The 16057-nt window shown below is 50.2% G+C and carries 12 protein-coding genes; 8 read left to right on the top strand and 4 right to left on the bottom strand.

What is annotated here, in order from left to right; all coding sequences use genetic code 11:
- Positions 1–190 precede the first annotated feature (190 nt).
- Complete coding sequence (locus KDC22_RS27950) at positions 191–2020, top strand: APC family permease (RefSeq protein ID WP_173131488.1); 1830 nt, start codon at positions 191–193, stop codon at positions 2018–2020.
- Positions 2021–2167: 147 nt separating this feature from the next.
- Positions 2168–2932, top strand: a complete 765-nt coding sequence (locus KDC22_RS27945) for a hypothetical protein (protein ID WP_211721083.1) — start codon at positions 2168–2170, stop codon at positions 2930–2932.
- Here the strand turns inward: KDC22_RS27945 and KDC22_RS27940 are convergent.
- Positions 2907–5213, bottom strand: coding sequence for an AraC family transcriptional regulator (locus KDC22_RS27940; protein WP_246553054.1), 2307 nt, complete (start codon positions 5211–5213; stop codon positions 2907–2909). The genes KDC22_RS27945 and KDC22_RS27940 overlap by 26 nt on opposite strands.
- Before the next feature lie 219 nt (positions 5214–5432).
- Between KDC22_RS27940 and KDC22_RS27935 the strand changes: the two genes are divergently transcribed.
- Entirely contained in the window at positions 5433–6962 is a 1530-nt protein-coding gene (locus tag KDC22_RS27935) for an extracellular solute-binding protein (protein ID WP_211721081.1), read from the top strand.
- 759 nt (positions 6963–7721) lie between these two features.
- On the top strand, positions 7722–9122 hold the full coding sequence (locus KDC22_RS27930; protein ID WP_211721080.1) for a helix-turn-helix domain-containing protein: 1401 nt from the start codon (positions 7722–7724) through the stop codon (positions 9120–9122).
- Positions 9123–9606: 484 nt separating this feature from the next.
- On the opposite strand, the gene KDC22_RS27925 is transcribed toward KDC22_RS27930, so the two are convergent.
- From KDC22_RS27925 to KDC22_RS27915, 3 genes are all read right to left on the bottom strand, one after another.
- Positions 9607–9972 (bottom strand): hypothetical protein, encoded by a 366-nt coding sequence (locus tag KDC22_RS27925; RefSeq protein WP_211721079.1) that lies wholly within the window; start codon positions 9970–9972, stop codon positions 9607–9609.
- 73 nt (positions 9973–10045) lie between these two features.
- Positions 10046–10207: a hypothetical protein gene (locus KDC22_RS27920; RefSeq protein WP_211721078.1), complete on the bottom strand. Its 162-nt coding sequence runs from the start codon at positions 10205–10207 to the stop codon at positions 10046–10048.
- Positions 10208–10219: 12 nt separating this feature from the next.
- Positions 10220–10684 (bottom strand): hypothetical protein, encoded by a 465-nt coding sequence (locus KDC22_RS27915; protein WP_211721077.1) that lies wholly within the window; start codon positions 10682–10684, stop codon positions 10220–10222.
- Between the two features lie 605 nt (positions 10685–11289).
- Here KDC22_RS27915 and KDC22_RS27910 point away from each other — a divergent pair.
- The 4 genes from KDC22_RS27910 (at position 11290) to KDC22_RS27895 (ending at position 16028) form a co-directional block, all read left to right on the top strand.
- The gene (locus KDC22_RS27910) at positions 11290–12846 is read left to right on the top strand and encodes an extracellular solute-binding protein (protein ID WP_211721076.1); all 1557 of its coding nucleotides are present in this window, start codon (positions 11290–11292) and stop codon (positions 12844–12846) included.
- 114 nt (positions 12847–12960) lie between these two features.
- On the top strand, positions 12961–13929 hold the full coding sequence (locus tag KDC22_RS27905; RefSeq protein WP_173131512.1) for an ABC transporter permease: 969 nt from the start codon (positions 12961–12963) through the stop codon (positions 13927–13929).
- A 21-nt stretch (positions 13930–13950) separates the two neighbouring features.
- Positions 13951–14826 (top strand): carbohydrate ABC transporter permease, encoded by an 876-nt coding sequence (locus KDC22_RS27900; protein WP_211721075.1) that lies wholly within the window; start codon positions 13951–13953, stop codon positions 14824–14826.
- Positions 14827–14873: 47 nt separating this feature from the next.
- A complete protein-coding gene (locus KDC22_RS27895; protein WP_281424942.1) occupies positions 14874–16028 on the top strand; it encodes a glycoside hydrolase family 88/105 protein in 1155 nt (384 codons plus the stop codon).
- The last annotated feature ends 29 nt before the right edge of the window (positions 16029–16057 follow it).

The raw sequence follows: 16057 nt of genomic DNA, 5'->3' as shown, positions 1-16057 counted from the left end.
GTCTTTCGGCAGTATCCATTTATTCTTAAATATTTGCAGTTTGTCTAGGATATCTGCATCTATACAGACGGTCATAAAAGGATTACTGTAGTATCGAACACACAGCAAATATAGGCGTGCCTTCCAGTTATAAGTTCAGATTATTATTGCATGCCATGGGTAATATAACATTAAAAAAAGTCGGGTGAAGATGATGTCTTCCGTAAAAAGATTCCTGATTGGACGGCCGCTCAAGTCAGATCAGCTGGGCGAACAGAAGCTGAACAAAACCAAAGCCCTTGCCATTCTGTCCTCGGATGCCTTGTCTTCGGTTGCTTACGGGCCGGAACAGATTCTGCTGGTGCTGATTACCATCAGTACAGCGGCCTTCTGGTATTCGATTCCTATCGCTGTAGGGGTGCTCGTGCTGCTGCTGGCCCTGATTCTGTCCTACCGGCAGATTATCTTTGCCTATCCCCAAGGCGGTGGCGCCTATGTGGTATCGAAGGAGAATCTGGGCAAATATCCGGGACTGGTGGCCGGCGGTTCATTGCTCGTCGACTATATATTGACCGTAGCGGTAAGTGTATCTGCCGGAACGGATGCCATTACTTCAGCTTTTCCAAGTCTTCATCCGTATAACGTGCCCATTGCCATTATCTTCGTGCTTCTGATCACAACCCTGAATTTGCGCGGGGTTACAGAATCGGCCTCTTACCTGGCGTATCCGGTCTATCTGTTCGTCTTGGCGCTGTTCATTATGATCGGGCTTGGCCTGTTCAATATTGTGAGCGGGAATGTGCCGGCTGAGCTTCATACTTCTCTTGGTACGCCTGTGGCCGGGGTCAGCTTGTTCCTGCTGCTCCGGGCATTCTCCTCAGGGAGCTCGGCGCTGACAGGGGTGGAGGCTATCTCGAACGCTATTCCCAACTTCAAGGCTCCGGCACCGAACAATGCAGCGAAGACACTGGCGGCGATGGGTATCCTGCTGGCGCTGTTATTCTCAGGGATTGTGTTCCTGGCTTATTATTACGGCATTGCCCCGCGGGAAGAAGTTACGGTTGTCTCCGATATTGCCGAGCAGGTCTTCGGCCGGAACTTCATGTATTACTTCGTTCAGGGGACTACCGCCCTAATTCTGGTTCTGGCAGCGAATACCGGATATTCTGCATTTCCGCTGCTCGCTGTGAATCTGGCCAAGGACAAATTCATTCCCCGGATGTTCACCGTGCGCGGGGACCGGTTGGGTTACTCTAACGGGATTCTCAGCCTTGGCATTCTGTCGATTATTCTGATCATTGCCTTCGAGGGCCGGACCGAGCATCTCATCCCGCTGTATGCGGTAGGGGTATTCATTCCATTCACGCTCTCGCAGACCGGTATGATGGTCAAGTGGATCCGGCAGAGGCCGGAAGGCTGGCTGCCCAAGCTGATAATCAACACGACCGGGGCGCTCATCAGCTTCATCGTCACCATCATGTTCTTCCTGACCAAATTCGCGCAAATCTGGCCGGTGCTGGTCTTCCTGCCGCTGATTATCCTGTTCTTTTACCGCATCCATAAGCATTATGAATCGGTTGCCGACCAGCTGCGGATCACGACCTGCGGCGAGCCGCCGCTTGCGATTGAAGGGAATATCATTATTCTGCCGGTAGCGGGAATTACGCATGTGGTGGAGAATTCGCTGCGGTATGCCCAGTCTCTGGGGGCCCAGCAGATAATCGCGGTACACATCCCGTTCGAGCGGGAGGATGACGCTATTTTTGAAGAGAAATGGAAGAAATTCCATCCCGAGGTGCGGCTGGTCACGCTATATTCGCCATACCGCAGCATTATCCATCCCCTGACCAAGTTCATTGATACGGTTCAGCGCAAGGCCAGCGAATCGAATTATCAGGTGACCGTCATTGTGCCGCAATTCATTCCGAAGAAGGGCTGGCATAATATCCTGCATAACCAGTCCAGTCTTCTGATCCGTGCACATCTGCTGTACCGCAGAAATGTCATTATCACTACCGTTCCTTATCATTTGAAAAAATAACAAAATGTTGCGCAGAAGCCCTCCGCTCTCCGGTCATCCGGTGGCGGGGGGCTTCTGCGGTAATATTCAATGAAAGCTGAAATTGTGGTAAGCTGAATTCGAGATAGTACCAATTGGACAAGCAGGCAGCGGATGGAGGGAATAGGGTTGAAGGAACGGACTTTGAACGGATTCACAGGTAAGATTGTACTAACTATGATCATGCTTATGCTGCTGCTCACGGGCTGCGCGCAAGGAACGGCCCATATGACCGTGAAGAAGGATGGCTCACTGGATCTGGCCTTCAGTCTGCTGCTGGATGCTCGGGCAGAGAAGCTGGTCAGCGGCAAAGTGGAGGAGCTTCTGAGCACCCGGCTCGCCGCCGCAGGCATTGAGCTGAATAAGACGGCAAGCGGCAAATCCACGGAATATCAGTTTCATAAATCGTATGCCTCGATGGAGGAGCTGAAGAACAGCAGCAGCGGCTTTGATATTGTGGACGCTGAGGTCGGACAGAGTGACCGGTGGCTGTATACCAAATATGATGTGGTAGCCCAGCCTAAGCTGAACGCCTATTCAGATGAAATTATTGACGGCCTTGGCAGCATAAGTGTGCCGAAGTCCCTGGTCCGGCTGCTGATGGGTAGCTTCTCCGTTGATTTCAAATTAACAATCCCCTATAACCTGTACGGGCCTAATAATGCGGCGGAGCAGGACGGCAATACCTTAACCTGGCCTGTTTCACTTGCTGATTCCGAGCCGCTGCGGCTTGTAGTATATGTGCCGGATATCAAGAATATTGCCATTACTGTGGGCGGTATAGTGCTAATTGTGGCCGTACTGCTTACCTTATATATCAGAAAAAGAAAGCTGCGCAAGCCCAAGGCTCCGCCTGAGGCAACCGCGCTTAATCATCCTCCTGGACAGCTCTAGGCTTCGAGTGGAAGCTGTCCCGGTACTGGCCGGGGGTCATTCCCTCCTGCTTGCGGAAGGAACGGATGAAATTCTGCGAATTATTGTATCTTAAGCGGGAGGCGATATCCTTCACCGGCATGTCGGTCTCCTCCAGCCATTTCTTGGCCATTTTGAACCGGTACATGGTGAGGTAGTCACTGAAGTAATACTGGGTCTCCTTGCGGAACACACTGCTGATATAGTTGGCGTTATAATGCAGCCGGGAAGCGCATTCCTCCAGCGTCAGATCCTGATCATACTCATGCTGGACGATGTCGATCAGCTTCTCGGAGATATTATGGTACTGGGCATTCTGCCTGCTGTGAAAAATCGCGATAACCGGCTGGATCACTATCGTCCAGAACCAGTCTTCAATCTCTGCGACAATATGCAGATCCGTCAGCTCCTCGAACAATGATCCGCTTGCATGATAGATCTGATTCAGAGTGATCCCCGATTCCTGCATCATAATAAGTGTGTTGTTCAGCAGCCGGGTGAGCGGAATTTGATATTCCTGCGGCGAGAGCCCCAGCGCGAACACACATTTGAACAGCTTATGCAGCAGCTCCTTCGCCTTATCACTGTCCGCCAGCTTGATGGCATCCATCAGGTCATTTTCGGTATGGGTCGGGTAGTTCAGATTGAGATAGTGTTTGCCGGAGTTGATATTCTCGTACTGGATGATGATGCCTTTGCCCAGGGTAATCCGGTGCTTCAGCGCTTCCAGGCTTTCCCTGTAGGCAATGGACATTTTGTCAAAAGAATGGAACGGCAGGCTAAGCCCGATGCTGACCTGCAGCTTCAAGACATGATTAATCTCCTGCTGGAGCTTCTCCGTCAAGGCATAGAGCATCCGGTGAAAAGCTTCCGTGTCCTCATCGTGACTGCCGATTAAGACAGCCAGGGCATGACCCATCATCACGGGGGTTAGCCTGTGATCCGCAGAGACCAGTTCCTGCGTCATATTATGCGCCGCGAATAACAGCAGATTGAGATCTTTTTTCTCATAGCTGCTCTCTTCCGAGAAGTCGATGCTCAGTGTAATGACAGCCATCGTCTTCCACTCCTCGACTTGCTTGCGGTACCCGTATTGCTCCAGCTCCTCCATCAGCTCCCGTCTCCGAAGATTGCCCCCGAAGGCCTGAATAAGGAAGAAGGTCCGCACCTGCCCGATATGCTGGCTGACCTCCTTCTCCAGTTGTGACTTGGATTGGAACAGGGAATGCACCTGCTCGCCGATGAGCTGGAATTCATCCGTACGTCCCGCCCGCAGACCGGGCCGGCGCAGTCCGATCTGAGTGAGCAGCCGCTCGATTGGCGTGTACATGCGCCGGGAGCCCAGCCAGGCCAGCAGCACAGACAGCAGCAGCATGAACGTGCAGACGAATACCGTATAGGTGCCGATTTTGCCGGATTCGCGGGTCAGACTCTCAATTGAAGTCACCGACAGATAGATCCAGCCGTTAAGCTGGGAACGCATATAGGTTATGGAATATTCCGCTTCATTCATCTGGGTCTTGAATTGTCCGGACGGCTCGGCTGCAGTGGCAATCCGCTGGAAGCCCGTGAATCCGCCAGCCTCGGCAGGCTCTCCAATCAAATTGCGGTCAGAATGCAGCAGAATCCGCCCGCTTTTATCCAATACCATAATACTGTCCAGCGGCTGCATATCAGGGTTGATGAAGTCCTGGAGACTGCAGGCCGGAATATTCGCCAGAGCCAGTCCATATTTCTGCAGCTTGGTGGTCGGCAGCTTCTTGATCAGGCTGATGCTGTAGTTGCAGCCGGTCACATTAATGCTCTCTTCGCTATAGAACAGGGAGGAGGGGTTCAGCACCCAGGAGGAACTGCCTTCCACGTTCATCAGGTTCGTGAGCTGCTCGTAATTCTGGTATTCATTCAACCGGTAGAGCCCGGAATTCTTAATCATCCAGTTCTGCCGCTGATTAAGCAGAATGACATCCTCCAGCCGGGTATCGAACGACTGCATATTGCGGATCTCATTACGGATATCGTTATATAAAATGAAATCGGTTTCATTCAGCGGGTTGTTAAGCGCCTTTTTCAGCACTGATGAATTCACGACCTGGTTCAATGTCTGGTTGACAGTATTCAGCTTATGCTCTACATTTGAGGTAATTTGTAAAATAAGCTCCTTTTTGCTTTCGTTAACATTTTTTTGAATTTCGCTGGAGGATGTGAAATAAGAGAAGGAGCCAATGAACAGCACCGGCAGGATGCTGATAGCAAACGCGAACATGGTTAATTTACTGAGAAAGCTAAGATGTTTCAACAGCGTTCAGCACCTTTGCATGAAATATGGAAATCACTGTCTTAAGTGTATGCATCACGAAGGATAATAACAATAATCATCTGGTGCCGCAATAATCATTATCTCTATTCATTCATACATACGCTGAATTATTCAATACAACAGGGCTGAAATGATATGAATATTTCAAATTCAGGAGGTTATGGAATGTTCAAAGGATTGGCGCGCAGGAAGGGGACTCTTGCAGGGTACTTCATATTATTTTTATCGTTCATTATATTAAGCGCTTGCAGCGGGGATGAGTCTGAGCGTTCCGATCCAGCGGGTGCCCCTGCGCCGATCTCGATTCTGGCTCCGCTGCATTTTCCGCAGACGCCTTCGGGGGAGCTGATCGCCGAGATTGAGCGATTAACCGGGACCCAGCTGGATATGACCTGGGTGCCGGAGGGGGTCTACACCGACAAAATGAATACAGCGCTGACCACCGGGTCTCTGGGTAAAGTGACGTTCGTGAAATTCACCGATTATAATCCGGTTAAGAATATGATCCGTTCCGGCGCTTTTTGGGAGATTGGCCCCTACCTGGAGGAATTCCCGAATCTCAGACGGCTGAATGCGGCGATTCTCAGACAGACCACGGTGGACGGGGGGATCTATGGACTGTATACAGAAAGGCCTGCCTCCCGGCAGGGCATTATTATCCGTAAGGACTGGCTGGAGAAGCTGCACCTCAGTCCGCCGGGAACGCTGGAGGAGCTGTACGAGGTGATGAAGCAGTTCACTTATAGTGATCCGGACGGCAACGGCCGGGCAGACACCCTCGGACTGGTGGACCGCAACGATCTGGTGTACGGGGTATTTAAGACGTTAAGCTCCTATTTCGGCACGCCGAATAACTGGAAGATCGAGAACGGCCGGTTCATCCCGGAATTTGCGACCCCTGAATATATGGACACGATGAATTTCATGCGCAAGCTATATAAGGAGCAGATCATCAACCAGGATTTCGCCCTGACCAGCAAAGAGGTGCAGCGGGATAAGTTCATCCACGGGAGAGCGGGGATTTTTATCGGGAGTATGACAGATGTGCAGCGGCTCTCCATTGAGGCCAAGGCAATCAACCCCAGAGCGGAGCTGACGCTCATTAACCGGATTAAAGGGCCGCAAGGGTACAGGGTATGGTCCATTCCCAAGTACAACGGCTTATATCTCTTTTCCCGCAAAGCCATTGCCACCGAGCAGGAGCTGAAGCAGGTCCTCGGATTCTTCGACCGCACGATGGATGAGGATGTGGCCAATCTGATGGCATACGGCTTCGAGGGCTGGCATTACAGGCTGGATGGAGAGGGCAAGGTAATTCTTCCCGAGGAGACCTCGCAGTTACGGGTGTATGAGGTCAATCCGCTCAATTCCCTGATGATCGCCGATGTGGGCAACCCGCATATCAAGGAGGTCGCCCGGAAAGAGCAGCTTACAGCCCTTGCCGACCAGCTCAGCCGGGATAACGAGCAATTCCTGGTCGATGACCCAGCGGTACGTCTAACCTCCCCAACCTATGATGAGAAGAACGCCGAGCTGTCCGCCATTATCGTGGATGCGACCTACAATTATATTCTGGGCAACATCGACGCCGCCGGCTTCGCCGGGGAGGTCGAGAAATGGCGGATCAGCGGGGGCAGCCTGATTATTCAGGAGTACTCGGAGGCGGAGGCTAAGGCGAGGAGTCTGGAGGAGTGAGGGACAGATGTATAGAGCCGGGGTTACAACTAGCTCAGAGATAAGCCGCTATGTCGCGTATAACTTCTAAATTGTGGTAAGATAAGGGTTATTTATAACTTGCTGGATTATGAGGATAAAATATGGAACCCGTTATTATCTGAAAGGCCCTGCCGCGAAGCGGTGGGGCTTTTTGCATTGATGTCCTGCTTTGAGGGGGAGGGCAGGGCAAGCAGGAGTTGGAAAAAAGGCACTTAATTCTACGGTAACGTAGTGCTGGGGGTAAGCAGTTGGAAAAAGTACATCTAATTCACCGAACCTTTTGGATTTAGCAGAAATCGGAGCGATTAAGTGTTGTTTATCCAATTATTCTCTGTAAATGTGCTAATGTTGTAAAATTAGATGTACAAATTCCATTTAGATCATCCGCCGCGCTCAGCAATGCACGTAAGCTACCTTGACTCTATGCATCACCATCACCCAATGGATTCAGTCCTGCCTTCTCCGGCAGACCCACGCCCGCCCGATTCACTTATTGCAGAACAGCGAGCCGCCGTCTACCCGTGGAAATTCGAAGCGTCCAGCTCCTATTTCCGCACCTGAATAAGTTAAAAGATGCCTTGGATGGCGAAAGTGGCAACTGTAATGCCAAATTTTAAAAGTTTAGGAAAAATACATAAATAAAGCTTGATAATTGAATCGACCACTGGTATATTTTGTATAACAAAAGGGATAAAATTCTATTTACTGCCAAATTTGAATGAGAGAGGTGGTTAGGACTTGGAGGCAACAACAACCACGATATTAGGAGAACTGGAGGAGTATTTGAGGCAAAAGGCTCTGACGATCACTCAATTCGCCAAGCGTTCCCAGCTTCATTCCGGCACACTTAGTAATATACTTCATGGGTACCGGCCGATTGCGATGCAGCAGCTTGACCGGATCACGCAGGCTATGGGGCAGGAGGAGGGATTCTTCTACGACCTGTATATTGATAATTACATTATCGGCGGTTCTTCTGACGGGCGCAGAATTGGTCCGCTGCTGCTCCGCTGTGCAGATCTGAATAAGCTGGATAGCATGCAGCGGATTGCCCGCCATATTCTGGACAATTTGATGTATGCGCCCTTGCTGTTTGATATTGCCGAAGAGATGTTGACTGCCGGTAAAATGAAGGCCGCCGCCATGATCTATGAGATTGTCGCCGAAGCCGAACGCTACCAGCATTCGGAACGGCTGGCGTTATGCCAGTTCAGGCTGTTCACCATATCGCTCAGTGATGATCAGGACAGAAATTTGTGGGCGGCTAACCGGTTCGAGCCTTTTGTCGAGCGACTGGATGAAGTGGACCAACTGCACGCACTCAAAGAGCTTGCCAATACATACCGTTCGCTACAGCGCTGGGACAAGGTCGATGAATTTGCTTCTACAATGGGTCACAAGGCCAGAATCCAATACGACCTGAAATACCATTCTGACCTGAAATCGGCCGAATCCGGCAAACTTCCTATAAGGCCTTTGTTCTTTTATATTGCATACAGTGACTTGCTGCGGGGGAACGTTTGTGATGAGCTGGGGGATTATGAGGGGGCATTGGGATACAAAGATGCGTATGCTGATTTAAGCTGGGTAAGAGAGCAGGGCGATGCTGTAGAACACTGGAAGAACTTGTTTCATGAATGGTCAAAAGCAAATATTTATATTACAAAGTTACTGAGTGGGGATACCACAGTATTGGAATCTTATGTCGCCTATATTGATAAACATAGAAATGAACTAGTTATTGGTTTGTTATATATTTTGAGAGCAGCTAATAAAAATCAACTTAATATTGATAGGACGCTAGAGTTTTATCAGCAAGAAGTAGAAGAAATATTAATTGAGCTTATTAAAAGTAGGTATTCGCGAAACCTTGCTATGGATCGTCAAGCTAATTTAATCTATGAACTCGCTTATTATTATTTATATAAAGAGGAGTACACTAAAGGTTTTGATTTATTGTTAAAAACTATAATAAATTTCCAACACTTAAATAATGAAAGGAATGTACTTGAATGTGTGACTCTATTTGAAAGGTTTAGAAATGTTGCGAATCAAGAAATTCAGGATCAGTATCAAACTCAACTATTAGGAGGGGTATGTTATGAAGAAAAAAGTAGTTGTACTTCTAACGGTTTTTAGCATCATCTTGTCACCGATTATTGTAGTGGTGGAAGCACCGAACTCCCCTATTTTATCCTTATTTAATCACGGAGAGGGTTAAGCTACATTTAGATACTTGATGGCTAATGATTCTTAAGCTATTGTGGTTAATTCTGAATTGGAACTCAACTTTCAGGAGGGGTAAATTATGAAGAAAAAAGTAGTCGTGCTTCTTACTGTTCTTAGTATCATTCTAGTGCCTATTATTGCCGGTCCAACCATACCGAATTCCCCAGGGATATCCTTATACACTCACGGGGAAGGCTGAGTTATTCCTTGACAATCTTTGATGGACATAATCCGATGATCCAAATAAAAGCCCTACCACTTGCTACAGCGGTGGGGCTTAAGCATGACTAATCCACTATACAGACGATATATTCTCCGCGATCTTCTCCTGACTTAATAACACCTAACTCTTTAAGTTTTGAAATATTCTTGGCAACACTTGAGGAAGAGGCATCTAGGGTATCATCAAATAATTTTCTGAGGAAAACTTCTCCGTCATCCATCCTGCTAATCCATTCAAACTTGTTTTCGCATGTCCTTTGCCAAGCAATTCACGAATATGTTTTATTCTATCGTAACGTTGTAGTTGTCTAAGAAATAGATGAATATAACCAATTAAATGATGGGTAATTCCAGAAATGATGAGCGGATGGATCTTTTTATCAAGGTCAACATTAGTCGTATCAAATGGACTGGTAACTCCTGTTACACTTGTGTATAGCCAAGCAAAGTAAACTTGCATAAGGCTCGGAACTTCATTGAATGCTTGAGGTTGATGAGGAGCGGGCGGCGTAGGTACCTTTGCCATCCAGCTTGTCAAAACAATGGGATTTACGTTGCAGAGGCGTAGCCGATTGTACTTGTTTCATTATTCTTCAACAAAAAGGTCCGCCCTATTGACGAACCTTGGCAGCAGATTGACCCTGCTTTAATTTAGCTATTGCATCACTAATTAATTTGTCGCGCTCGGGATCGGCGCCAGGCATCGTTTGCTCAACGTAATGACCGCCTGCAAATCGACGAGCGGCATCATCAAGACTTATTTTCTTCTTCATGACAATCACCTCTTAGCATAAGTATAGCATAACCAAGCGTTCCGCGACAGATTCATCAATAAGCATAACATTAGAAGTGATCCTTCTTGCACCAATGACATCCATGTAATATTGAATAAGTGGCGCTTTCAACTTTGACTGAAAAGCAACTGCACCTTCAAAGCCAATCTCCATGCTACATTTGCAAGCGAAAGCCATTAGGTGTTCACCAATTAAATCGAACTCTTTGCGCGCTCTAGGAATACTCTCAATCAGATGAACCCACACATGATCTTCCCTACGCTCAAGAGCTATAGCTCCTTGTATTACATCATCACCATGTATAACCATCTTATACACTGTAATGCCATGCTGCCCGAAATATACTGACCAGTCGAAGTTGTCTTCCCAATCATACATCTGATCCATGATATCATGAGGCTGCAAAATATGGAATGAAATAGGGTATGTCTCTCCGCTTCGGATATGTATTAACACAATTCCACCTCCCGCTATCTAGATTACGACAGGAAGTGAATGCCAGCAATAGTAACACCGTCCAGAATAGCCTAGTGCTGTCTCCAGTTCTGCTATTAGAGCGTCATCAACATATGCGGGAGAATTTTTACGGCTGTGCTTCTTCGAATGCGTATATTTGGAAGAGTTCCACACGCCACATCCCGGTTCTCCCCCATCCCGGCCCCGCCGCGCGAAGGGGCGGGGTAGCCTTTTGCCTCCCCTTTCAAGGATATGCATTGAAAGGCCCACCCCTGGAGCGGCAGAAAGGGACGGAGGGAGATTTGGAACTGTAGGAGCGATAGCGTCCGCCTTTGTCTCCGGTGTTATCTGCTGCAAGCAATATAATCAACAACATCAGGAGACAACAGCGGCCGAAAGTTCAAAGCTCACGCAGTCCCGCCCCCCGCCGCTCCCCAAGGGGTTAGCTTCCAATGCATATCCCCCTCCCCCCATCACACGATAATCATTAACCCACACCCCTACGCCCAGCGCGCTTTTATGAGGAAATGATTGTATTCGTAATCCTTCGTGCCCTGTATTGTGAGGCTTGTAACCAATACAAGTTAAACGGAGGTCACAAAGGAATGACGAAAAAATCCTTCACCCTGCTCCTAAGCTCGCTGCTGACACTCAGCATGTTGTCCGCTTGCGGCGGTAACAACAAAGAGGCGGCAGCTACGAAAGACCCGGGCGCCAGCACGGGGACCAACACAGCCGCAACCACGGAGCCGGCCGCAGAGCCGGAGAAGCCGACAGAGATCAAGATTATGCTACCGCTGAACACGACAGATACTCCGCCTGACACGATCAAGACGGAAGTGGAGAAAATAACGAATACGAAGCTGACCTATCAGTTTTTCCCGGCAGATACGTATGAAGAGAAGCTGAACTCCTCGTTCGCCACAGGCTCTCTGCCGCAGGTGACCTATCTGAAGAATCAGACGACCTTCCTGCAGATGAAGGAAGCGATTAAGGACGGGCAGTTCTGGGAGATCGGGCCGCTCCTCAGCGAATTCCCGAACCTGAACAAGCTGAAGCCGGAGATCCTGAATAACACGAAGGTGGACGGCAAGCTCTATACCCTGTACATCGGGCGTCCGCTGGCCCGCCAGGGGATTATCTACCGCAAGGACTGGGCGGATAAGCTGGGACTGGCCGCACCGGCCAATACCGAGGAATTGTTCGCCATGGCCAAAGCCTTCACCGAGCAGGACCCGGACGGCAACGGCGTGAAGGATACCATCGGACTGGTGGACCGCAATGAGCTGGTGTATGGCGCATTCAAAACGGTCTCTTCCTGGTTCGGCACGCCGAACAACTGGGCGGAGAAGGACGGCCAGCTGGCACCGGAATTCACCTTCCCGCAATACATCGACACGATGGATTTTTTCCGGAAGCTGCGTGAAGGCGGATACATGAACCAGGACTTCGCAGCAACCAGTAAGACGGATGCGGTGAATACGTTCGTCAGCGGCAAGGCGGGCCTCTATATCGGCGGCTCGATGCAGGATATTGATTCCCTGAACAAGGACCTGATCAAGAACGTGCCGGATGCCGTGCTGGATACCCACAGTATGGTGGCCGGACCTGAAGGCAAGTTCGCCCAGTGGATGATTCCCGGTTATAACAACGTAGTGCTGTTCCCGAAATCTGCGGTGAAGGATGAAGCGGAGCTGAAGCAAATTCTGAAGTTCTTCGACTATATGATGACCCCTGAAGTGTCCAACCTGATGTACTGGGGCATTGAAGGCACCCATTACACCGTAGTGGACGGCAAGGCCAAGGCTACAGACAATAAAGAGCTGATTGAACGTGAAGTCAAAGGCTTCAAGGACAGCGTCATCGGCGAATACGAAACGAACGGTATGTATCAGAGTCTGAACGTGCTGCCGGGCCGGATTCATGCGGAAGAGCTGGTGCTGGAGAATGTGAAGGTAGGGGTAGCAGATCCTACAGCAGCACTGGATTCGGCAACCTATACGTCTAAGGGTGTTGAGCTTCAGCAGATTATTACGGATGCCACTTATAAATACATGTACGGTCAGCTCGATAAGTCCGGATTCGAGAAGGAAGTCGAGAACTGGAAAAGCCGGGGCGGGGCGAACATCATCGAAGAATATAATGCCGCGTACACCAAATAAACAGAGCGCAGCAGCTTTGGCTGTGAGCTGAACAGGAAGTGGGCTGCCTCGGGTTAGCGCTCCGGCAGCTTTTTTCTCCACTATAGAAGAATTTACAGAGAAAGGAAGAGAATCATGCAGGAAGTTACCGCCCCGCCCCGCGCAGTTCCCGAACCGAAGCCGAAGCAATATAAGAGCAGCAGTGAGCTGAAGAAGCGGCTGTGGAGAAACAAATTACTCTATGTGATGCTGATCCCCGGCGTGCTGTATTTCATTGTCTTCAAATATTTCCCGATGTACGGGCTGATTATTTCCTTCCAGGACTACAAGCCCTACCAAGGGATTACCGGGAGCGAGTGGGTTGGAATGAAGCATTTCAGCCGCCTGTTCACCGAACCTGATTTTCTGAACATTCTGGCGAATACGCTGATTCTGTTCGGGATGAATATCCTGATTTATTTTCCGATTCCGATTATTCTGGCCCTGATGCTTAATGAACTGAGAGGCACCTTCTTCAAAAGATTCTTCCAGACCCTGGTCTATCTGCCGCATTTCATGTCCTGGGTCATCGTCGTCTCGATCTCCTTCGTCATGGTGACGATGGACGGGGGGATTATCAACGAGCTGCTGGCCTACTTCGGATTCTCCAAAATCAATTTCCTGCTCAGCCCCGGCTGGTTCCGGCCGATGTATATCCTTCAGGTGATCTGGCGGGAAGCGGGCTGGGGGACGATTATCTATCTGGCATCCATCGCTGCGATTGATCCCGGGCTGTATGAAGCTTCGCGCATGGACGGAGCCGGACGGCTCAGACAAGTCTGGCATATTACCCTTCCGGCCATCCGGGGAGTGATCATTACTCTGTTTATTCTGAAAATCGGTTCCGTCCTCGATCTGGGCTTCGAGCATGTCTATCTGCTGCTCAATTCCATGAACCGTGAGGTGGCGGAAATTATTGATACGTATGTCTACACCGCCGGACTGCGGCAAGGGCAGTTCAGCTACAGTACCGCCATTGGCTTCTTCAAGTCGATCGTGGGTCTGATCATGGTCATGACCGTCAACAAGATTTCCAAGAAAATAGGAGAAGAAGGCGTTTATTAATATGCCGCAGGAGGAATTGAAATGGTAGAAGACCGCACGATCAGCGGCAGAATATTCTCTGCCGTCAACTTTACGCTGCTTGCACTCATCGCGCTGGTAACAGTGCTTCCGTTCGTCCATGTAGTCGCAGGCTCCTTCACTACCAGTGCAGAGCTGGCCGCCAACAAGTTTGTGCTGATTCCCAAGGTATGGAGCTTTGAGGCTTATAAATTTATTTTCTCAACGAATACGATTTTCAGGGCGCTCGGCGTATCCATCGGGGTAACGCTGATAGGAACTCTGTTCAGTATGTTCGTCACGGCGCTGATGGCTTACGGGCTCTCCCGCAGGGATCTGGACGGCCGCCGGGTCTTCAACTTTCTGGTGGTGTTCACGATGCTGTTCCACGGCGGAATGATTCCGACGTTCCTGGTGGTGAAGGAGCTGGGACTGATCGACTCGTATGCGGCGCTTATTCTTCCGTCCGCGATCAGTGCGTTTAATATGATTATATTGAAGAATTTTTTTCAGAACATTCCTGAAGGACTGGAGGAATCGGCCAAGATTGACGGCTGCAATGACTTCGGGATTCTGTTCAAAATCGTACTGCCCCTGTCGCTGCCGGCGATTTCCACGATCTCCCTGTTCTACGCCGTGACGTACTGGAACACTTATATGAGCGCCATTCTCTATCTGGATAACAGCGCTAAATGGCCGATTCAGGTCCTGCTGCGGCAGATTGTCGTGCTGGCCAGCGGGATGGATCACAGTGCAACGCTCGATGGCACGGTGCCGCCGCCGGATCAGACGATCAAGATGGCTGTTATCGTGGTGGCTACGCTGCCGATTCTGATGGTGTATCCGTTCCTGCAAAAGCATTTTGCCAAGGGTGCGATGTTGGGCTCGATGAAGGGCTGATGCTGACGGGGAAATCGCTGATGCTAAGGGAGGACCGGATATTCTGAATGATTGAAAGGGGAATAACGATGATTGGCAGTCTGCCGCAAACACCGATAGAATGGGCGCAAAAGGCCTGTGATTCATTGATGGATACGTATCAGGCGGGAGAGCTCCCGCCTGCACACCGCTGGCATTACCACCAAGGGGTATTCCTGTGCGGAATGGAGCTGCTGTGGGAGGTGGTCCGGGAAGACCGCTACATCGAATATATCCAGCAGTATGTGGATGATCTGGTGGATGAATACGGCAATTTGGATTTTGCCCGGGATGAGCTGGATGCCGTACAAGCAGGGCTGCTGCTGTTCAAGCTGCATGAACGGACCGGGAAGCCGAAGTACCGGGAAGCAGCGGCCAAGCTCCGCCATCTGCTGCTGACGCTGAACCGGACCTCCGAAGGCGGGTACTGGCATAAGGATAAATATGCGAATCAGATGTGGCTTGACGGACTATATATGGCCGGGGTATTCTCGCTGAAGTATGCGAATGCCTATGGAGAAGAGGGCCTGCGCAGCGAGGTACTGCATCAGGAGCGGCTGATGCGCAAATATATGAAGGACGAGGCCACGGGACTTCTCTACCATGCCTGGGATGAGAGCCGCAGAATGCCCTGGGCGAACCCGGATACCGGCTGCTCGCCGGAGTTCTGGAGCCGTTCGCTCGGCTGGTACGGGCTGGCGCTCTCGCAGTTTATGGATGAGTTGCCGGAGCAAGATCGGGGGCGGGTGGAGCTGGCTGCCGAGCTGAGCGGATTCGTGCAGGCGCTGATCCGCTATCAGGACCCGCAGAGCGGTCTGTGGTATCAGGTAGTCGATAAGGGAGCGGAGCCGGATAACTGGCTGGAGACCTCCGGCTCCTGCCTGTTCGTCTACACGATTGCCCGGGCGGTGAAGCTGGGTATCCTGCCCTCTTCCGTGGTGGAAGAAGCCGCAACTGCAGCACGCAAAGGCTATGAAGGCTTAATTCAGGTGCTGCAGTGGGATGAGCAGGACCGGCTGATTCTGCCGGATATCTGCATCGGAACTTCAGCGGGAGATTACCAGAGCTATGTCACCCGCCCGAAGGTCAGCAACGATCTGCATGGGGTGGGGGCGCTGGTTATGGCTTGCGTGGAGATGCAGGATTTGTATCCGGCTACGCTGAGTGGGGTTAGGAGCTGCTAGTTCAGGCATAGGCGTAATAGAGCAGGAAG

It is taken from the genome of Paenibacillus tritici, assembly GCF_018207515.1.
GTDB classification, from domain to species: domain Bacteria; phylum Bacillota; class Bacilli; order Paenibacillales; family Paenibacillaceae; genus Paenibacillus_AQ; species Paenibacillus_AQ tritici.
The sequence above is the reverse complement of the archived record's forward strand: the minus strand, read 5'-3'. Positions and strand labels throughout refer to the sequence as shown.